We start from the raw sequence: 21,431 nt of genomic DNA, 5'->3' as shown, positions 1-21,431 counted from the left end.
ACATATAATTTATAGATTACTGGAGAGGTGAAGTTGCCTTTATTTGATCATAGAACTGTACCAATCCCCTTATCTATTCATATATAGCAATGAATAATACTTTGAGTATCAAAAACATAAGCGCTTTCTGCTGTTTATTTAATAACCTCTCGACATTAGAGAAGGATTCTAGTCACGTCTGCACAGGTTTGAGAATCTTTTTATTGATATTTTCATTAACCGTTATCCTCATAATCCCAAGTCATACTTTGATTGCACATTCCCAGAGTGAAAATGGGAATTTGTCTAGTGACACTCCCAACATAGACGCCAAGCATATATTTGACACCAAAACTGCAGTTCTAGGAAATGATATTAAAAATTTATTCATACTTATTCCAGATGAGGCGCATCACGGTAACGGCGAAGCAAAAGAGAATAGGTTCATTGAACAATCATTCCTACCACAAAATGTAATTATTAACAAAGGTACCAATGTTATATGGTTTAGTGGCGATGTTAGTCACGAGCACAGAATAATAATCAACAACGATGAAAGTCTATTTGATAGTGGTGTCCTGCCGGAATACTCTGCATCAAACCCTATGGTTTTTAATACCGTTGGAAACTTTGGTTACTATAGTCCCGATATAGATCAAGAAGCTGTGCAAAAGGGTTTTGTGATGAGAGGCGATATCAAGGCAATTGATCAGCCAAACAAATTAAACACTAATCCAAATGCTAATGTAGAAAGCGTCGGTGTATTTATGGTACCTACGAAAGATATTGACGACTATACAAAGGATTTCACAGAAAAAGGATTTTCAATTGAAAGCACATATTCATTTAAGGACCTGAGAGGTATAGCTCGAGATACCGGATCGGAGCAAACAATGTTAGTATGGACTGCTGGACCAAGTATGACTACTGATATGATTACATCGGCATTAGAAGATATTGGATCTAAATTGCCATACAAATAACTCACACATATGCGTGCCAATCAAATCGTAGGTAATAAATCATGAGAAATCACATCCCGGATGCGAAACAGTGTGATATTACACTGTTTGCAATCCTGTTGGTTTTTGTAATAGTAATTCCTTGTAATTCTGTTTTTGCTTCCATTACTAATCTCAGTAAAACTGGAACCGAAAATTCAACTTACACCGACATGATAAAATTAAAAAATATCCTTAACCAAAACAACTCTAATATTGTTGGCGAATCTAATGATAATGATAATAATAAATCTCTTTCAATATCCGAATACGACAAACTTAAAAATTGCACTACCGACACTGACAAGAGGCCAACTTCCTTAGAGTATTTAACATTTTTTAACTGTGGTCATATAATTGCTGATACCAAAAATAGTAGTAACAACATCAATAAAAATCAAACAACTAGAGAATTTACACTAATCATAAATGAGAATAGCTCTATACCTATTGCTAGTAATGGATTGGTTTTTAGTCCTGCATGGACATTTAACGGCACTATTCCAGGTCCCACAATAAGAGTAACTGAAGGAGACATTGTAAAAATAAAAGTAATCAATCCACCGGAGAATAATCATACTCATTCAATGCATATGCATTCCATTCATCCTGGAGATATGGATGGGGTTGATGGGCCGGGTGGATACATAAAACCAGGACAAAGCTTTACATATATTTTTAAAGCAGGTCCCTATGGTGTATATCCATATCATTGTCATGTAACGCCTATTGATCAGCACATAAACAAAGGACTCTATGGTGCATTGATCATAGATCCAAAAACACCAAGACAAAATATGACCGAAATGGTCATGATGATGAATGGATATGATCTAGATTATGAAAAAGAAGGAGTAGGACCTAGCCGAATTCCAACACCAGAGGAATATGAAGAAGATTACATGCCTCAAGCATTTGAACACGTAAACGAGGTATACACAGTAAATGGAAAAGCGTTTGATTATGTGGAAAATCCCATACCCATTCAACAAAATACCAACTATAGGATATACCTAATCAATATGCTAGAATTTGACCAGGTAAATTCATTTCATTTGCATGGAAATTTGTATAAATATATTCCAAGTGGTACATCTAAAGATGCTCCTATGACTAATGACATTGTTACATTGGGACAAGGAGATAGAGGAATTATTGAATTCAATTATCCATATACTGGTCAATACATGTTCCATTCTCATATCAATGAATTTTCTGATTTGGGGTGGATGGGATATTTTAAAGTGAAAGGAAGATCATAGTGAGTGCTCTTTGTCTAACCCTTTCGTGTTTATATTAGGAAAGTAATGGAAATTATGAACCGTCGTTGACTTTTCATAACCTCTTTTTAACATTTTGAATAGCATTCAGCAATATTACGAAGGAGTAGAGTCGTTTTGCATTCTAACACTATAGAAATAATTAAGACGAATACAAAAATTAAGAAATTAAGGATAGTTCTAATTCTAATCTCTACTTATCTAGTTATAGAAGTCATTGCTGGATTTTATACAGGTAGTTTGGCTCTACTTGCTGATGCAGGTCATATGTTTACTGATACTTTTGGAATAGGTATAGCTTTAATAGCTGCAATTTACAGCAAAAAGGAAGCGACTCCGATTCATACTTTTGGTTTTTTTAGAACCGAGATACTTGCTTCCCTTGTTAATAGCATAATATTATCATTATTGTCGATAATTATTATTTACGAAGCCTATAGACGCTTTTTTGAACCTACGGAAATACAGAGTTTACCTATGATTGTAGTGGCTGTGGTTGGATTACTTATAAATATTGCTGGAATGTATTTTCTCCGCGGAGAACACATACATAATCATGGTACTAAAAACGATGAGCATACAAAACATCTGTTTTCCTCCTCAACAGTAGAACATTCTGATATCTCAATGGATCCTCATCCTGACAAAATTAAAAACAATGATGAGATTGAAGATTTAAACATGAAAGGTGCTCGACTGGAGCTATTAAGCGATACAATAGGCTCAGTAGGAGTTATCGTTGGTGGGATAATCATAGCTGCAACAAACCTGAAGATTATAGATCCTATTTTAAGTATAGGATTAGCAATATTTATTTTACCACGGTTATGGAGTTTGTTAAAGAAATCTGTTCATATATTAATGGAAGGCGTTCCGTCAAATATATCATATGAAATGATTCAACAATCTTTATTGCAGACAAAAGGTGTTACAGGCGTATTTGACTTACATATTTGGAGCATATCTTCTGGAATTCACGCATTATCTGCTCATATAGTTGTAATGGATACAAGCAGTTCTTATCAAGTTCTACATGATATCAATTCTGTGCTTGAAAACAGATTCAAAATTACACATTCTACTATCCAAATAGAAAAATTTCATCCTACAAATAGTGATTAATTCTAAATTCTCTTATTTCCTACAAGTCATTAATGAAGTCCTCAAATAAATAAATAAATAAAAATCAATCAATCAATCAATCTATTAGAGATTATCTTTTATTTTTATTGTCAAAATCTTAATCAGTCTGGAAAATCAATATATCCATCCGCCTAAACAATGATGATCCTTACAATGCTAGTGTTAAAAATCCACTAGTATCACCTTGAGATATATCTATGAAACATTGACAATTACTAACATAGATATCCTTCAGTGGTTGAATCATACTCACACCATGAGTGATAATTAGCATCTTATGAATACGAAAATTTACTATGTTGTTTTTATTAAATAACTTTTTTCATTTGTTACGTCAAAATCATTCCTACGTAAAGATATTCAGTTTTTAAGAAGTTATATAATAATTGTTACAAGGTGCTTAATTGATACTATAATAAAAATTGATTTGATACAATTAGATAAGATTTCTTAAGCATTTTCCCTTGTAATTAAGAAAATTCCTACAAACATAAATCCTAATGATATACCTAACTTTAGCATATCATTACGTTCCCCTAATACTGTTGTAGCAAATATCAACCCGAAAAATGACGAGGTGGCAAATATCATAACGGATCTTATTGCTCCCACCCTTCTGAGTCCTACCATAAATAAGAACAAAGATCCGGCGAATCCACCTAGACTCAAAAAGAGTAACATTGGTATATCTAAAATAGCAATGTCAAAGGAAATATTCAAGAATATAACTATCAAGAGTGAAATTGCTCCGCCGATTAGTGACTTTAAGTATAATAGATTTAGTATGGGTGTGCCTTTATCTAAAATTAATTTGCTGATAGTGTTATCTGACGCCCAAAATAAAGTCGAAAAAACAATCAAAATATTACCAACTAAATATTGATTTTGAAATCCTGTAAAAGCCTGTAATTCATTTAAATGAAGAGTTAAAAGACCAATAATAATACATATAATTCCACCAACGGTAAACGAAGTTACTCTCTCCTTTAGTATGAAAATGGCTAAAATTATGGTAAACATGAATTCTGCATTTATAAGAATAGAGGCGAAGGAAGCATTAGTTAAGCTCAATCCCATAAAATACGATATTGGTCCAAGCGTTCCACCAAATAGTGCAACAAGAACGATTAAGCCAAAAGACTTTGCATTTATTGAATAATTGTTTCTGGATAACACATTAACGACTAGTAACGAAAGACCCATAATCAAATATACCACCGAACTTAGAAGAATGGGATGAATATTCGTCAGTGCCGGTTTGGCAACTGTAGAAATTGAACCATATAAAACTGCTGAGAACAATAAATAATAGTATTCTTGCCTCACAGCTTTAGTTGATCTTTGATATATATATCCTATCCCCCAGTATAGGATAACTAAAAATACCTTAATTAAGGTTTGACACTACTCTAAAGCAATTGACCCATCACAAGAAACCAGAGTTAAAGAGAAGATTGGCAAGAATAGAAGGACATGTAAGAGCAATAAATAAGATGCTTGATGATGATAGGGGATACCCCGAAATAGTCCAACAGGTTTCTGCAGTTAGGGCTGCATTAGATGGTGTAACCGAATTGATAGTCCAAGATCTGGTTGAATATTATGTTAGCCAAACAACTGATAAAGTTGGTAAGGAAATTGCTATCGAAATAAAAGATACTGTATCTAAGATTCTCTGAATTTTTTATAATTGAAAAAAAATTGTTGATTGATTGTATTATTCAACTTCTGATCTAATTGATATTGTGATGTATAAGGTTCAGGAAACCCAGTCCTTTCATCGAAATTCGATTTTATTGGAAGAAATCAAAAAGATTTGAAAGTGGACCCAGCAATTTATCTTGAGTTGATTGGGGAGCAGCATGAGGTATTAGGATATCGAATGAGGTTACTGCAAAAGGAGTATCGTTTTTATATATTTGCAAAATAATTCGGTGTTCTCCATCATCTGGGAATACATAATCTACAAGGAATTGTCCGTTTATAACCGGAATCGATTTATTTTCAAATTTGTATAGTCTCCCATCGTGGTCTGTCATAGTGACCTTTGCTTTTAACTCCTCAATTTGTTTAGTGTCATTTATCTTCTTTACTTTAAAAATAATTTTGGTATTCTTGTCTATTATGGGCACTGTGGGTTCAAGACTCATTGTGATATTCAGATTATCTCGCTCACTAATCCAGTCTTTAGTTTTGTTAGAAATAGATTGTTCAGATGCAATCTGTGAAAAAGAGTTTAAATCATTGTATGTCCAGTATGAATTAAAAAGAAGTATAACAAAACCCGAAAATAATATTAACATTAACTTTGACACAATCCACATATATTAAAAATTCGAATTTCATTCCTTTAAATTATTATCCGATGTAATTGTCTAGCAAGTTTTCCATTGTCTAAAGCAACAGTATAGCATTTTGCAACTAGTCTAAGTAGTTGATTATTCTTCCATAACAAAAAATTCGTAATTATAGTTACAAAGCAATCTACTGATATTTGTATTCCCATAAGGGAAGATATTAGTTGAAAGATAAAGTGGATAACTTAAAATAATAACGTGGACCTAAACTTTTCTTCTAATTTCTAGTTTAATCTCTCTCCTTACTCTAGTTAGTTAGTTCATGTGACAATTATTTATCAAATACTGTCACATGCTCCAATCTTTAAGTGATGAGAGAGACGATCTAAATTTGAATGAATAGAAGGTAATATTAAACAGGGCAAAGGCATTCAAATAATATAGTATGCCAAATAACAAACTACTCCAAAACGATCTCTACATAAGCTTTTGAAACTAACAGATGTTTATTTCCATCTAAATCCTTGATCAAAGACATTGACACTTTGGAGTTTTCAATTTGCAATTCATTAGCAAACTCTTTTGGAATAACCAATGCTGAGGAACTATTATCATTGATATCTTGAATAGTCTTACCTATGATAGGAGCATTTGTACCATTATTCACATCTCCCATCATAGAACTTTGAACCCTTCAGTTAAAAATATTCTGGAATTACGAGATAGGAAAAAGACTAAGTGATAACATGCTAGCACTTGTTACATAAGAAATTTTAGAAGATGCAAATGACTTCCTACAGTAACAATCCAGTAGAGATTATGTTTGAGGAATTAATGGTTGATTAGACCTGTTTTTCACAGCGGATGTAAAGATTGATCCGTTGGCTAACGTCTAGCAAAAAATTCTTGATAATTATACACCTCTTTACCATTAACAAAGGCATTTACTAATTTATCCTTGACATATTCATATAAAATAATAGAATTTACCTTTTTAATTCGATTGTAGTTAACCCTAATTAAAATGAAAACATTATAGGTTAACACGTATTATACCTAGATCAAATATTAGTTCATATAGTTAAAGGTGGGGATTATGGCTTCACTTGATCCTAGGTAAACTTAATGTTTCTCCGCAAACGTGCCTATAACTGGAAAACCTTTTATCTTACCTTTTCCTGTAATGATTTTCAATACATTTGATAAATTGTCATCTTGTTCTTTTCTTGATAAAGATAGTTCTTTTAACATCATCATTGGATGTTCGTGTCCATGTGTATTTCCAACCCATGTTCCCTTCCATTGAATTTCTCCCGTAATGCCATGTGCTTTTTTCCAGTCGTTAATCCGGTCATCTATCCATCCATGCAGTTTCCAGAATATCGGATTTACATGGCTAGAGTAAGTATCTCCAAGATAATCATATTCAGGATTGTCCCATTGTGTAGAAATCAACTCAGGATGCAATGGATCATCTTGAGCACCCGGTCTAACCCCCATAGCGGGTACCGTTGCCCATCTCCCATGCATCGCATTATGAATTGAAAATTCAATGTCTGCGCCCAACATACTCAAGTCAACTCCGGCAAGATAGTTTGGATCTGTAAACTGATTTTCCCATGGAAGAAAGCGTGTTGTAAAACTTTCATCTGATTTAATACCTATTAAAGGAGGGGATACAGGATAGTCTGGATCTCCCGGAGGAGGAATGTGAAGCCAACCTTCTATTTTTGGATAATTTGGATCGTGAATCTGATTCAAAGTTTCGTTAACATTTTTGATCATTTCTCTATGCATGTATAGAAAGTCTTCACCAGAATAATTATCATAAATTGGTGACCATCCTGTGGAACTAGATGGATCCTCCTTTATGGCGGGATGAGGTGGTTTCCATCCTATTTCTTCAAGTTTATCTTTAGTTGTATCATCATAAAAATTCCAATTATTTCTTATTTCGTGAAAAAACCAATGATGTAGTCTTTGTGATCTTTGAGCCATTTCCTCAATTACTTGGCGCGGTAATTTAGCAATCATCTAGTTCACAATGATCTGCTCGATATTTAAATATTGGTGTTTATTGTGTTATAACGACAATAGCTAGCAATTTTCATAGCAGTGTAAATCTATATTTGACAGTCAGGCTAATTTTTTCTAAAACAATAAATAATTCGAATCACAGAAATAATATATTTATCTATTCATTTTATACATCTAAATTTTCCGTGTTCTCTTTTGTGACATTGACATTAACGTTAATCATGACTATATGAACAACAATTTAAATTGTAAAGAGTTGACCTGATTTACTAAAAAAATACAGATAATGTAGAAGATAGTCATAACATGTAAATTATAACGGTTTATTGAATAACAAAATTCTCCTTTAGAACTATCTTTACACAAGCTTCTGAAACAAGTAAAAGTTTTTTTCCATCTGCTTTTTAATTAAATATATTGATGTCTTGGAGTTCTTAATTTACAATTACTTATCTTATTCATTAGGAATAACCAAGTCTGTAGAATTACCACCATTAATATCCTGAATTATCTTACCTATGATAGGAGCATTTGTACCATTATTAACATCTCCCACAATAACACCTTAATATCTTAAGTTAAAGATATTCTGAATTTAGCAGAACAAAACGTTTCATTGTAAAATTGTTGGATCATTTATTGCATAAGAAATTTTAAAAAGTGCAAATTTTACTATTAGGAATAAATACTACGCTTAATTCGATCAATTGAGATCTAGATCATGAATTAAATAAATAGTTCATTGTCTCGGATCTATGACTCCTAGATACTTTTTCTTTAATTTTTTGGTTGTTGAATCTTTCCAATAGGCATAATAATATGGTCCATGTGGACACTGCAAACAAAATTCTTTTCCGCACTTGACAAACTCTTCTCTTATTGTATGATTTGATGAGAATGTAGACTCTAAATATGCTTGTCTAGTTTCCATTTCTTGAAATCTGTTTATATCGGATCGAGCTCTTTCCATAACACTGTCTAGTTCCTCTTTTTGTTTTTCTTCATCTTCAAGAACTTGTTTTCGTTTTGGAAATTGTTGACCTATTAATTTGTCTGCTTTCATAGTTTGTTCTCCATCATCTAAAATGCCATCTAATATGAACAACTTTACACCAATTGTATTATAGCAACTATTTTTTATTAAATCAAAAGTCTGACTGTCATACAATTTTTTCTTATAGTTGTAGTATGTTCTTCTGGATATACTCTTATCTCCTAAAACCTTGTTAATTGATTCAATCGATTCTCTTTCGTTAAGATCGTAATTCTCACAACTTTTAATTAAATACAAAATTGGTTTTTCCCTTTCTTTGAAACTTTTTTCTGGAAACATAAAATTGACATAGTCTGTAATATTATTTCTCATCCTAACTGACATATCTGATCCATCTTGTTCTGTTTTAAAGGAAAACATACTTTGAAATGGACTATAAATTGTATAAAAATATTACTGGAACAAATAACAAGTATTCAGGTATAACATATTTGTTAAATTTGGCCGATTATAACTGGAAATGATATTACAATAAAAGGTTATTATTTGTCTACCAATTATGTGTTAATGTATGACATAAGGTTTATGTTAAACATTGCCTAACAGCTTCCGATTTCCTCAATTTAGGAACTGCCTTAGAGTGTTCATTATTAAATAAAAGATCAGAAACATTGAGAAATAATTGCATTGCTCCGATCGAACGATTAAATCAGTTATGAGTTGCTGAAGATATCTAAATACAGAAACTCCCTACTGTGGTGATCTCTTTAGTCTCAAGGAAAAATTGCTGGATTATTTGTAAGATGAATAGATATTATGAAACACCTACAAAACCTTAAATGGAATCCCAAATTTTAATTTGTTTTGACAACTGAATAGTTAGAATATGAATTATTATATAAAACATTCATGTAAATGTTCATAGATCATAATATTCTTACTTATATTTTGATGAATTTATATTATCAAAGTAAAGGAAACTAATTAACTATATAGGAATAAAGGATTTTAATTTGAGTATCAATAATACAGATCGCATCGAAAACAGGGATAAGCTGGTTAGGATGTTTGAAAATCTTAACAAAAAGTTTATAGATGAATATGGATATGAAATCCATTTAATCTCCGAACAAGAGATGCGTACGCTAGCAGAAGAAATACTAGGACAGTTAGAAAAGGTTCCAAATAATTTAAATTTGCTGAAGAATGTAATAGAAGACAAAGGTGATAAATTTTATCAGATATTTGCAGCTCTCTTTGCGTATTCAAACTATTTTCTAAATACTCAGGGTACTAAACCAATAAAGGAATATTATCATGACGAATTAAAAAAGGGTTTGGAATTAGAAACAAAATACCCATTATTTAAGACTGAAATCTTACAATATAGACATAGTCTTTTTGAGATAATTAATAGAATAGCAACTAAAAAGAAAACTAATGAAATTAATAAATTTGTAAAAAGTATTTCGGACGAAAATATTATAACTTTAAAACAACAAACTGCTAGGGTATACGTCCTTACCTCCGAACTTGACATTACGTCAACCGATATTCCCACTGATGATTTAGATAAATATCTTGATCTTTATGACGAATGCGCGGGGTCGATAGAGACATATATCAAAATCATATATGGAATTGAACAAATAATTGATAATAAAAACATCAATTTTGAAAAAATAATTAATACAAATACCTATAAAATAAAATCCGAGTTAAAACAAATAGATACCAACTATGGGGTATTGTTAGGTCCTTTCAATACTAACATATGGAATTCAATAAAACATAAAAAAGTACAGAGAATTCCTACAATTAAGGAAATTAAATTCAAATATGATTCAGGTACCATACAAATAAAATATAGTGAATTTTTTAGACAATCTCAGATTATTTATCTGTTATTAATTCTACTCTCAAATTTCTTGGTTGCCTTGGAATTAAAATTACAAAGGAAAATCTGATATGGGGTAGAATCATCTTATAATGCATTTGTGACCTGTTCTGGATATTTTCTGTGACATTTAATTAAGATATGATTTATTCAGAATTGATTTTTTCATTGAGTCTGTATGTGAAAATTTCTGAACAAATCTAAAAAAATTATACTACCAACTCCATATGAAGGTCAAAAATAAGTGAGCCTTATAACATGCTACCTAATCTGAGAATTATACAGAACTTAATATTATTTTTTTTAAAAACTAATCCTTATGGATAATCATTATCTTAATAAATTTAAGTCTAGAAGTTCTTTGTTTGATATATGATGAATTGCATTGGTGTTGGCAATAAATTTGCCGTAAAAAAGTGAATTACACGAGAAAATCCATACACCAGATATTAGAAAACTGTTTTCGTTCATAGATAAGACATTCTTAACTAGATTCTCAATTTCTTTATAACTTTCCTCTTCGTTAAGGGGATATCTGAATATATCATCGAAATGAATTGCTAAAATAAAGGATTTACTGCCATCTGCTTGACCATGTTTTATTTTGTCGACTAAGCGACGACTTAAATGATCTAATATCGCCTTCCTAATGGTTGATGACAACATGCCTTCTAGATCATTTACATTAGTAACCGGAAAATCATACTCGGGTAATGAGATCTCGATACATTTTTTATTTGTTATTCTACCTACCGAAAGACTTACGAATGGTGAAGTCATGATGTCTTTTATTCTGATTAGTTCGGCAGTCTTGTCGTCTATATGATCAAGTAAATTGTGTATGGGATGGGATAAAACACTGGCTTCAAATTTGATATCTAGTAAAGTTTCTACGTCGAAAACCTGGTTTCTACAAAAATATTTTATGCTTGATATGGGAAGAGAATAACTTTTCGCAGACTCAAAAATACATAATCGTTCTATTCCATTTGCAATTGAATTATCCAGGTGGGTAATGTCTATTCTGCCTTTATCATCATTCTTAATACTGGTGGGCTCAATAAGGATATGTAAAAAATAATTCTTATAAGCGCTATCAATATACTTGTTTATTATTCTGTTGAAACAAGATTCAATAGTCTCTTCTGATTTTCGTTTATTTAAAGCGGTTATTTCTAAGAAAACCTCTTTAACTCCTACTTTAAAGAATAAATCGGGGTTCTTCTTGGTCTCCGCTAGTGTTTTCCCATAGTCGACATTTTCAAAACCTAATTTTATTCCTACTTCATAATAAATACAAAGTTCTATAATTGCTGAATAACAAACAAAATTATCCTCACTAATCAATCTTTTTCTTAGTTCTTCTAAATGATTACTTTTTATTTTCATATGTAAACTGGACAAGGCAGTATTAATCTTATTTAATAAAATTGAATGATTATTTTTGGCATATCTCATTATAATATTTCCCGGACTATTTGTAAGTTCATTATTTTGACTAACTTTTTTCTGAATGTATACTCCAAAAATACTATTTAGCTCTTGATAATGGTTTAGAGTATTTTGTACTTTCATAATATTAATCGCATACTCAAAGAATCGTTCATTTATGCATCTTATTGTTAATATCAATAACAGATGTTATGTATATTCAGATAAAATATTAGTTTTAACAGAATATAATAAGATATGTAGAGAAATTATAGTCCGTAACCGAACCCTTATACCATACGGGACTTAATCCCACAGAATAGATGTTGAGCATAAAGAAAAGAGGGGTCTAGATACTATCGGACCCAAACATCATATTTATGGTAACAATATGTTGAATTAATTTAGCATAAGATAATATGAGTACTGGAGCTTCCATTGAAATGACCAAACCTGAAAGGATCTCCTCTAAAAAGCAAACCGGAGAACCAAAATGGAGTATTATTAAAACTACTCAATTAGTTGTATAGGTTTCCAAGATAGTGGGGAAATAAAAATTTAGATAACAACTTTTTCAGTATGTCATCATTTACAAAATCGATTACAATACCAGAAACGCAAAGACTTTTGATCATAGTTTCAAAAAAATATAAATTATTTGGGATTCGAAAAGTAACTATTCCCTTTCATTTAGAGGGAAAAAGGGGCTTATACAAAATGGTTAAAATGGATGTCTGTACACACAAAAATTAATGGTAAGTGTAGATGAATGACAATAAATCTAATATTTTAATCCCGTTTGATGCGACTGAGTTATCGGTTAAAGCTTTAGATAAAGCTAAAGAGATTGCCGTAAATCAGAATTCTAACATAATTGTACTATATGTCATTGATGACACAAGTTTCTATCCTAAAGAAATTGCAAAGTTTATTTCAAATATGGATGATTTTGACAAAATGAGGCACAATTATGAAAAATCAATAAGGGAGGGAGCGGAGATCATGATTAAGAAGCAGATGGATAGTCTAGTCGAAGAGGGTATAATGGCTAAATCTATAATACGAGTAGGTCATCCAGCAGATGAGATCCTCACTGTGTCTAAAGAAGAAAATGTAAGCATGATTATAATTGGTAGTAGTGGTTCATTGAAAAAAAGGCATGATAGAAAAGGTATTGGAAGTGTCTCTAGATGGATTTCAGAAGTCGCGACATGCCCGGTTGTTTTGGTAAGGTGACCAAAAAATAGTAATTACCGGCAATTAGTTATAGTAGACAGAAATTTGAAATACTATTACATTTCCTTATATGTGTCCGGTGTAATATATTATTTGTTACTATAGTGTCCTACAAATTAGATAATTATAATAAATCTACATTAAAAATTCTTATGATTTCCACCGAGTTCCCGCCTATTCCTGGAGGAGTTGGAAGATATACTAAGAACCTTACAGATGGATTAAAAAAAATTGGAATCAAGGTTTCTGTTTTATGTAATGAGAAAGGAGGAGGGGATTTTATAGGTATTGATCCTAAAAATGAAAATAATTCAAAAATAATATTCGAGGTGCTTGATGAATATGATCCCGATCTTGTACATATTCAATTAGAACATGGACTTTATGGACTAAAAATGAACTCTTTTAATCCAAGAAGTTTGAGTACCAACATAGATAAATTCTATAAAGAATGCAAGATACCCATAATAACGACATTTCATTCCGCGTATCCTCTTCATCAATGGATGGAGCTATCAAAACATCCGAATCTCCTGAATAAAAACCTGATTACTGTTTCAATTAACCTCCTTAATCAGATAGGTGACTATTGGAAACGGTTCATAAACTACAGATCTTTTAATTTAGCCAATAAACAAAAAATGCAAGCGAGTCAGGCCAACATAGCTTTTTCGAGTTATTTAGCCCAATTAATATCTGAAAATGAAAATGCAATAAAAGATCAGAAATCGTTGAGTAATTTTTCTGTGATATATCATGGAGCAGAACCAAATATGAACAAATATGTAAAGAAAAGGGAAGCAAGACAATTTTTTTCCTTACCATTGAATCGTAAAATAGCACTTTTCTTTGGATTCATGACTCATACTAAAGGTTGGGACATTTTAGATAATTTGGATATTCCGGATGATTGGGTTGTAGTAGTTAATCAATCTGAGAATTTGTTTAACTTAACAAAGCCATCACCAATCAATGATCAAAAGAGTCAAAAAATACTTAGTCACACAGATAACAAAAACTCACAGAATGGTAAGATAATCAATTTGAATCGAGGATTTCTAACAGATAAAGAACTTTCAGTTCTATTTTATTCATCTGATATTATTGTCCTTCCATATACAGTAACCTCAGGTTCAGGTGTAATGTTTGATGCTCTTGCTCACGGATTACCTTTTATTGCAACTGATCTAGGTTTCTTTAAGGAATTTGCCGATAAGGGGTTAGGAATAGTAGTAAAAAGAAGGCCCAATGAATTTGCAAAAGCAATAAAGAAACTAGAATCAGAATATTTGCATTATACTCAAAGAATCGAAAACTTCAATAAAGAATTAACATGGGAGAATGTTGCATTACAGCACTTTGACCTTTATAGGAATATTTTGGACAAAAACAATAGAATTAAGAACACCCCATTTCCATTTCCGAGTACATAAGCTAATAGAATTTCGATAAGTTCAATTTGATTCAAGAACCGATTTAAGTCTCGAGTCAACTTACGTGTACAATCAATTTGTTATGTGGTTAATGATGTTCCAGATTCAATTTTTATGAGAAATTATTTGACCTTGAACATGTCAGAAGATTAGGTGAGACATATTTTGAGATTACATCATTGAATATAAACACATAACAGGAGATGAATAGTACAACGGTTTGAAATTTGATTAATTCTTTTAGATCAAGATAGTAATTATGGACGCAATAATCAAGTCATAAATCGACTCTTTCTTGTATTTTAAAATAATTTGGCTTTTAGCAATCAATATGATGGAATTAGTGACCCGTGAAGGTTAATTGTTTTGAAAAAGATAATCAACAAATTCATCTATTTTGGCTGTAGCAACACAACATACCTTATCTGCACCCCCATAATAGACAAGTATTTCTTCATCAATAATGCAAGCACCGGTTGGAAAAACTACGTTACTAACATCACCGTACTTTTCATATTGTTCTGTAGGCACAAGGATGGGTTCTTTGCTTCTGCATAATATTTTGTAAGGATCCTCCAGATCAAGAAGTGCAGCACCAGCACTATATGTTTTGTTAGCGCTAACTCCGTGATAAATTACTAACCATCCATATTTTGTCCTTATGGGCGGAGATCCAGCACCAATCTTTAATTCTTCCCATTTTTGTTCAGGTTTCATAAGCAATGTATGGGTTTCAAACTTTGTCAGTGTATTACCCTCTCCGATCCATATACTGGGTTTATCAATTCCATATGTACCCCCTACCCAAGAACTAGGTCTATGTAAACAGAAATATTTCATATTTTTAATACTTAAATTATTTTTAGATCTCAATTTGGTTGGAAACAAAACTACATCTTTGTTATCCGTCCCTTCACTTGTAATAATACCTAGTCTATCAAATCTTGAATAATCTAAAGTAGTTGCTAATGCAGTCGATACCATTGGACCTTTTTTTGGACGGTCAGGTAATACCACATAAGTGATGTAAACTTGATTATCAATTTCAGTTAATCGAGGATCCTCGATACCAAATTTTTCGTAGTCTAATATGGGATTAATCGCTACCCCATTACGCCTTCTAAAGACGTAGCCATCATCACTTGATGCATAACCGATCCTCGAAAAATAGTGTTCATACTCTCCTATTGCACGATATAACATGTGAATTCTTTTTCCATCATATAGTATCGCACAGTTAAAAACAGCTTCTGATTCCCACCAGTTATTCTTATTAGGAATAAGTATAGGGTTATTGGAAGATCTTTTTAAGATTTCAGATCCGTTAGAATTCAAAGGGATAAATCGTTAGTATCAGACTTTTTGTTCAAATCGGTCTTGCTTGAATTAAGTATATGCATAATTCTTCTTATACAACAAAGGTAATAAAGACAAGGTTTGAAGGGCTTTTAACGCAAGCGATTTGTTTGTACGGGTATTTGAATTAAGTCACTGATGATAAGTTTTAATTTGTCTCTTCAACTTGAAGTCATTATTCAGTTTTTCTATTCTGTTAAATCTCTTTTCATATAGGTCATCAAAGTAGATGCCTCTTTGTTCCTTAGACTGTCCACTAGTTGTTAGAAAATTAAGTTTCATTGCATCTTTTATTTGTCTTAGCTCTTTTGAGTCACTTCCATAGGTTTTTTCAATAACTCTTTCAATCGTTGCTTTCCATCCACCATATATTTTAGGATTATTCGATCTTTGAATTTCGAGAGTATAATTCAATAAATCATCTAATATCTTATTAGAGCGCTCATTCTCGTTATCTTTTTCACCTTGCACGTTCATAATTCTATTATCATTTGATCCTGTTTGATTTTTAGACTCTGAGGATTCTATATCATTAATTATCGGATAATTAAAATTTGTTGATAAAGTGGATGAAGGGTCTTTAATATGGTTTTTTACAATTGACATACCATTATATACATTTTGTTCCTTTTAAGATTATCAACAAGTAACTCGTTATAAATCAACGTTAATCATCGTTTTAGATATTATTTTGCATGATTCCTGCGTAAGTATCAAAATCCGAACTTAGATTGCTATGTAAACAAATATGCTACAAATACAATCCGGCAGTGATTGCCATATTTGTATTACATTTGTCATGGTTATATACTAGTTTACCGTATATAATAACATATATGGCAATATTAAGAGTATACAAGAGAAATTCCACTTTTATGGATATCACACAGTTAATAGAAAATCTAAGTCAATTAGGTTTAACAAATGCGCTAGAAAAATACTTTAACAAACCTATAGAGAGAGAAACAAAGAGTATCGTAGCAGGTCCTAGCTTTTTGCAATTTTTGGATAATTTATTCAAAACTCATATCACTCCAGGTGATATAATAGAACTAGAGTACGGAAATAGTATTAAATATTATATGTTATCTACGACAGGTACATGGGATGAAATTCTAAAGCTCAACTAATATTCTTAATATGTGGAAGTGTAACTTTTTTTATAGTTAGAATGAAGTCAAAATCAATCATATAATAAGTATATTCAATGGTAGATATACTGATGCATAGTGCTTATTGATAAAAGGTCCTCTTTAACTTTGATTCTAATGAATCCTTGTTTGTAATGGGTAAAATTTGGAGACTCGGAATATTTTTACATGGGTCCTAAACCTTGATGCGATAAAGTTGCAGCTCAACAAAAAATGAATTCAAAGACTTTGCAGGCTTAAATAACTTAATAAACATATTTAATTATATCACGTGAAACCAATTACTCAGAAGACAGTTAACGGATTCTTCATAAAAACGTACGAAAAGTATCATAATACAATCTCTCTAAACAAAAATTTACTAATTTCAGGTTCAGCAGGCTTTCTATCCAGTATTATTATTGCACACTTTGTTGCAGAATTTTCTACTAGTCATGTCCTAAATTCTGCAATAACTGTTATCACAGGATTCTTGACTTACAAGGTTATTTTTGCAATTCTTTTTCATATTGACAATAAACGAGATTACACAAAGCGATTAACTGGAAAAATCAACTTTATTGCATTAAGGAGAATATTGATTAAAATGATATTTGCTAGCACCCTATTTGATACTGTTAACAATCTAACAAGGTTTCTTCTCATAATACAACTACTAAAGTTAGAATACTCTGCTATAGAGGCTGCTACATTATCATCACTTGTTGCTTCAGTGCTTTCGTATGCAATCATTAACTTAATAGTAAAATATATTCATCTATTTACTAAGAAAAGGTGAGTTAAATTTGTAATGTATTCATATGGTCCTTGCTTGTAATGATAGAACATGTAAAAGATATTGCAGACATCTAGAGGGCGTAGGTATCGTGAAAGAAATTTACTTTACAGTGCTACTTGATCAGTTAACTCATCTCTATCGCAAAGTAGATTGATTAGCATTAGAATTGACTTACTATGCTGGCTCACCATAGAATTTTATTAGTTTCTTTCTCTTTTCAAAATCAAATTCGTATCCAGGAACAGGATGTTGATAGATGCCTACGATTGGTTTGTCACAATGGGGACAAGTTTGATAATAAATTTCATAAGCCGATTTAATACCTTTGGTAAAGCCTGTTATGCGTTGAAAGGCGACTTGATATTCGTTTTGACAATGGGGACAATTCATATTCATTACTAGTAATATAGCTATTCTTGGTAATAAACAGTCATAACATTTCTTAAATCATGAATCCTTTTAGCAGTTGGCCTAATTTATTCACCCAGTATAAGAGATATTATTAATATAATATAAAATCTATTAGTGTACGATTATTATTGGTAGATCTCATCTATGGAATGGGCATAACCGACATTATTAGAGATTTTCCGGCTCATTTTAATATGTTAACTAAATACCTGGCCATAAAACTTTTAAAATCAAAGCCTTTCATTTACGGTTCTGCAGATATTATCAATGTATGTAACCTCCATTGCTCTCATTGTTATTGGTGGAAAACAAGAAGAAATGAAAAAGACGAATTAAGTGTAGAAGATTGGAGAAAGTTAATTAATGAAACATTCAAGAAGCATAATGTCTATGTGGTAACTTTAGTAGGAGGAGAACCATTAATGAGACCAGATGTTATTGAAACCTTTTGCAATGAAATGCCTAGACGTGTTTGTGTAGTCACAAATGGTACTTATCCGCTCCCACGTTTTGATAACCTCTATTTTTACTGGGTCTCTTTAGACGGTACTGAACAAATACACGATAGCATAAGGGGAAAAGGATCCTATGAAAAAACAAAGAAGAATATCCTTGACTATGTTAAAGGACCGTCAAGAAATGGCAAACCTGCGTGGAAAGATATATGGATCACAATGACTATTAATTCCCTAAACTACAAAACTATAGAGGATCTGATAGCAGAATGGAAAGGGACTATAAATAAGATTGGATTCCAGTTCCATACTCCATTTGCGGATAATGATCCTCTATGGCTTCCCTTTGGTGAGATTAGGAATAAAGTAATTGATACAATAATCAAATTACACAAAAAATATCCTGAATTCATAATGAATACCGAAAAACAACTTCAACTAATGAAAGGATCCTGGGGTGGAATCAAAACTACTCCAGTTGACTGCCCGTCTTGGGCTATTCTCTCTTTAGATCATAAAGGAAAGACAAAGCATCCTTGTTGCATAGGGAGTTCTGATTCTAAGGCACTAAAGCCAATATGTGAAAAATGTGGTGTTGGTTGTTATTCAATACTAGTAGCACAAGGACTAAAGAATACATAACATGAAGATAATTGTAGTTAATTGGCTTCCGCCGTTCTATTTATTCATCTTTTTACTCTCAATTCTTAAAATCTTTTAGAAAGTATTGTACATTTATTTTTTGAATTGGTCATTAGAGTTTAGGTTTCCAATATTCGTGATCCCATTTAACAAAATCTACTCCTACCTTATCCTCAAATTGGATCTCCCATAACTCTTTACTTGACAGCAATTCCTGCAAAAATAATTTGGAATTCTTGTAATACATAGCATTGGAATCAGAGATCCAGATTCTGTTTCTTTTGTCGCTGTTATTATCCTCGGTTGTCCCAAAATTCTCAAATTGTATTACATATTTTTCTTTCCAAAATCCTATTTGAATACTTTTAAGATAGAATGTAGGAAATCTATCCTCCAATATTCTGACAATCTCTAAAGATCTATCTGGATCTATCTGTAATAACGTGACACCCCATTCCTTATGCCACCTAAAAAAATCAGTACTTAGATCTCTGGTTTTAGAATTCTGCCAGTCTTTTAAGATTAATAATTTATCAAGAACCATAATTCTTACACTCCTACAGTTCTCGTGTCTAGACCGACGTATCATATTTGCCTGACAGCTTAAGTAAGATGTTCTTAATTGATATTCTTGAAATTTACTTGGAAGAAGTAAATTGGTAGAATCATACTGATTGGCGTCCTCAAATAATGCATGATAAAGATTTGTTATTGATTCATCAAGTATTACTATTTCCCTACCGTTATCAATTTTCTTCTTTAACGATAATGCTTCAGATTCTAAAAAAAGATCGAAAGGGACTACTAGATTCGAATTTATGTCTATCCTGTCAATTAACCCTCTTTTATCTCTTGGAATATCCATATTTCCGAAACTGAACAATTCTTTATCTTTCTTAGTATTGCAATAATTGTAGACATGAACCGGTTTTCTGTGCTTTACAAAGAATTCTCCAAGGTCCTGAAAGAATCTGGCAGCAACGATATTAAAACCGAACAGGTCATGAGTCATCTTTCTGTAATTTTCAGTAAAGAGTTTGTAGGCATTTTCATCAAGTAGTATATGACCCTCATCACATAGATCACATAGTCTCCTAGCAAAGGTTGGACCCTTACCCCAAACCGGAATACCTAGAATTGATTTAGCAGATTCTATTTCTATTGCTGTATTACGTGCAATACCAATCTTTAGCCCAAAATTTTGTTGTTCAATACAGGGTGGAAATTTTTCATGAATCTTTAATGCTAATTGTAAAGGTAGTAATGAATCTTTTTTGAACCAAATTATTGCACCATCGCCAGTAAATGATGTTTGTAATTCTTCTTCTGTAGCAGCAATAGACAGAAAATCTTTTATTCCTGCAAGTAAATCCTCTATATTTTTTAACTGAAAATCTATTTCTATCGATGATCCAACAATATCTATACATAGGAAATTGTAATAACCCACAATCATGATATCATCTACTTGATTTTATTTAAGTAAGAGCCTAAGTCTATGTTTAGTTTCACGATTACCAATGAATTACAATTTATATCGCCCTAATAATTAAATGAAAATTCATATTACTGCGACATATGCCAACTCCATCAATAAAATTATTCAAAAATTCTAACTAAGATATTAGTAAATCCTACAATTTTCATTCAATTGTATAACTGAACCTCCAACCCATCTTGGTAAATTAGTTGCTAACAAAGATTCAGGACTAATACTTTGATAATACAATTGAAGATATGACAATAATTATAATAATCTCCAATCGTGTAGAGGTGTTATTATCTAATTTTTGAATTAATGGAATCTTATCTGTTCTCTAACTAAACCCATACTACCAACCCCGTAAATAAATCTTAATCCCATCGATGATCGTTATTTATAAATACAAAAATAAAAAAGGTTTTAGTGT

General features: G+C 31.6%; 20 protein-coding genes. 10 read left to right on the top strand and 10 right to left on the bottom strand.

Annotation, left to right across the window (positions count from 1 at the left end):
* Positions 1-101 precede the first annotated feature (101 nt).
* The 3 genes from F1Z66_RS01420 (at position 102) to F1Z66_RS01410 (ending at position 3,382) form a co-directional block, all read left to right on the top strand.
* Complete coding sequence (locus F1Z66_RS01420; RefSeq protein ID WP_149861818.1) at positions 102-962, top strand: cupredoxin domain-containing protein; 861 nt, start codon at positions 102-104, stop codon at positions 960-962.
* Between the two features lie 41 nt (positions 963-1,003).
* Entirely contained in the window at positions 1,004-2,242 is a 1,239-nt protein-coding gene (locus F1Z66_RS01415) for a multicopper oxidase domain-containing protein (protein WP_230207401.1), read from the top strand.
* Positions 2,243-2,377: 135 nt separating this feature from the next.
* Complete coding sequence (locus tag F1Z66_RS01410) at positions 2,378-3,382, top strand: cation diffusion facilitator family transporter (protein WP_159357390.1); 1,005 nt, start codon at positions 2,378-2,380, stop codon at positions 3,380-3,382.
* Positions 3,383-3,853: 471 nt separating this feature from the next.
* On the opposite strand, the gene F1Z66_RS01405 is transcribed toward F1Z66_RS01410, so the two are convergent.
* A complete protein-coding gene (locus F1Z66_RS01405; RefSeq protein WP_149861816.1) occupies positions 3,854-4,705 on the bottom strand; it encodes a DMT family transporter in 852 nt (283 codons plus the stop codon).
* A gap of 116 nt (positions 4,706-4,821) precedes the next feature.
* Between F1Z66_RS01405 and F1Z66_RS01400 the strand changes: the two genes are divergently transcribed.
* Complete coding sequence (locus F1Z66_RS01400) at positions 4,822-5,082, top strand: metal-sensitive transcriptional regulator (RefSeq protein WP_149861815.1); 261 nt, start codon at positions 4,822-4,824, stop codon at positions 5,080-5,082.
* 114 nt (positions 5,083-5,196) lie between these two features.
* On the opposite strand, the gene F1Z66_RS01395 is transcribed toward F1Z66_RS01400, so the two are convergent.
* The 4 genes from F1Z66_RS01395 to F1Z66_RS01380 form a co-directional block, all read right to left on the bottom strand.
* Positions 5,197-5,706: a hypothetical protein gene (locus tag F1Z66_RS01395; RefSeq protein WP_149861814.1), complete on the bottom strand. Its 510-nt coding sequence runs from the start codon at positions 5,704-5,706 to the stop codon at positions 5,197-5,199.
* A gap of 454 nt (positions 5,707-6,160) precedes the next feature.
* Positions 6,161-6,379 (bottom strand): hypothetical protein, encoded by a 219-nt coding sequence (locus F1Z66_RS01390; protein ID WP_149861813.1) that lies wholly within the window; start codon positions 6,377-6,379, stop codon positions 6,161-6,163.
* A 443-nt stretch (positions 6,380-6,822) separates the two neighbouring features.
* Complete coding sequence (locus tag F1Z66_RS01385; protein ID WP_149861812.1) at positions 6,823-7,734, bottom strand: Tat pathway signal protein; 912 nt, start codon at positions 7,732-7,734, stop codon at positions 6,823-6,825.
* Between the two features lie 742 nt (positions 7,735-8,476).
* Positions 8,477-9,151: a hypothetical protein gene (locus F1Z66_RS01380; RefSeq protein WP_149861811.1), complete on the bottom strand. Its 675-nt coding sequence runs from the start codon at positions 9,149-9,151 to the stop codon at positions 8,477-8,479.
* Between the two features lie 593 nt (positions 9,152-9,744).
* Between F1Z66_RS01380 and F1Z66_RS01375 the strand changes: the two genes are divergently transcribed.
* A complete protein-coding gene (locus tag F1Z66_RS01375; RefSeq protein ID WP_149861810.1) occupies positions 9,745-10,698 on the top strand; it encodes a hypothetical protein in 954 nt (317 codons plus the stop codon).
* A gap of 260 nt (positions 10,699-10,958) precedes the next feature.
* On the opposite strand, the gene F1Z66_RS01370 is transcribed toward F1Z66_RS01375, so the two are convergent.
* Positions 10,959-12,203: a hypothetical protein gene (locus F1Z66_RS01370; RefSeq protein WP_149861809.1), complete on the bottom strand. Its 1,245-nt coding sequence runs from the start codon at positions 12,201-12,203 to the stop codon at positions 10,959-10,961.
* 621 nt (positions 12,204-12,824) lie between these two features.
* Here F1Z66_RS01370 and F1Z66_RS01365 point away from each other — a divergent pair.
* Together F1Z66_RS01365 and F1Z66_RS01360 are read left to right on the top strand one after the other, a co-directional pair.
* Positions 12,825-13,295: a universal stress protein gene (locus F1Z66_RS01365; protein ID WP_149861808.1), complete on the top strand. Its 471-nt coding sequence runs from the start codon at positions 12,825-12,827 to the stop codon at positions 13,293-13,295.
* 104 nt (positions 13,296-13,399) lie between these two features.
* Positions 13,400-14,728, top strand: coding sequence for a glycosyltransferase (locus tag F1Z66_RS01360; protein ID WP_149861807.1), 1,329 nt, complete (start codon positions 13,400-13,402; stop codon positions 14,726-14,728).
* Between the two features lie 357 nt (positions 14,729-15,085).
* On the opposite strand, the gene F1Z66_RS01355 is transcribed toward F1Z66_RS01360, so the two are convergent.
* Positions 15,086-16,063 (bottom strand): glycoside hydrolase family 130 protein, encoded by a 978-nt coding sequence (locus F1Z66_RS01355; protein ID WP_159357389.1) that lies wholly within the window; start codon positions 16,061-16,063, stop codon positions 15,086-15,088.
* 153 nt (positions 16,064-16,216) lie between these two features.
* The gene (locus tag F1Z66_RS01350) at positions 16,217-16,690 is read right to left on the bottom strand and encodes a hypothetical protein (RefSeq protein WP_149861805.1); all 474 of its coding nucleotides are present in this window, start codon (positions 16,688-16,690) and stop codon (positions 16,217-16,219) included.
* A gap of 230 nt (positions 16,691-16,920) precedes the next feature.
* Here F1Z66_RS01350 and F1Z66_RS01345 point away from each other — a divergent pair, with 230 nt between their 5' ends.
* Positions 16,921-17,214 (top strand): hypothetical protein, encoded by a 294-nt coding sequence (locus F1Z66_RS01345; protein WP_149861804.1) that lies wholly within the window; start codon positions 16,921-16,923, stop codon positions 17,212-17,214.
* A gap of 292 nt (positions 17,215-17,506) precedes the next feature.
* A complete protein-coding gene (locus F1Z66_RS01340; RefSeq protein WP_149861803.1) occupies positions 17,507-18,013 on the top strand; it encodes a hypothetical protein in 507 nt (168 codons plus the stop codon).
* A 174-nt stretch (positions 18,014-18,187) separates the two neighbouring features.
* On the opposite strand, the gene F1Z66_RS01335 is transcribed toward F1Z66_RS01340, so the two are convergent.
* Entirely contained in the window at positions 18,188-18,409 is a 222-nt protein-coding gene (locus F1Z66_RS01335; protein ID WP_149861802.1) for a hypothetical protein, read from the bottom strand.
* A 143-nt stretch (positions 18,410-18,552) separates the two neighbouring features.
* Here F1Z66_RS01335 and F1Z66_RS01330 point away from each other — a divergent pair, with 143 nt between their 5' ends.
* On the top strand, positions 18,553-19,521 hold the full coding sequence (locus F1Z66_RS01330) for a radical SAM protein (protein ID WP_201448544.1): 969 nt from the start codon (positions 18,553-18,555) through the stop codon (positions 19,519-19,521).
* 112 nt (positions 19,522-19,633) lie between these two features.
* Here F1Z66_RS01330 and F1Z66_RS01325 read toward each other — a convergent pair whose 3' ends face one another.
* Positions 19,634-20,971: an adenylate/guanylate cyclase domain-containing protein gene (locus F1Z66_RS01325; protein ID WP_149861801.1), complete on the bottom strand. Its 1,338-nt coding sequence runs from the start codon at positions 20,969-20,971 to the stop codon at positions 19,634-19,636.
* Positions 20,972-21,431 lie beyond the last annotated feature (460 nt).

It is taken from the genome of Candidatus Nitrosocosmicus agrestis (genome assembly GCF_008389435.1).
GTDB lineage: Archaea > Thermoproteota > Nitrososphaeria > Nitrososphaerales > Nitrososphaeraceae > Nitrosocosmicus > Nitrosocosmicus agrestis.
The sequence above is the reverse complement of the archived record's forward strand: the minus strand, read 5'-3'. Positions and strand labels throughout refer to the sequence as shown.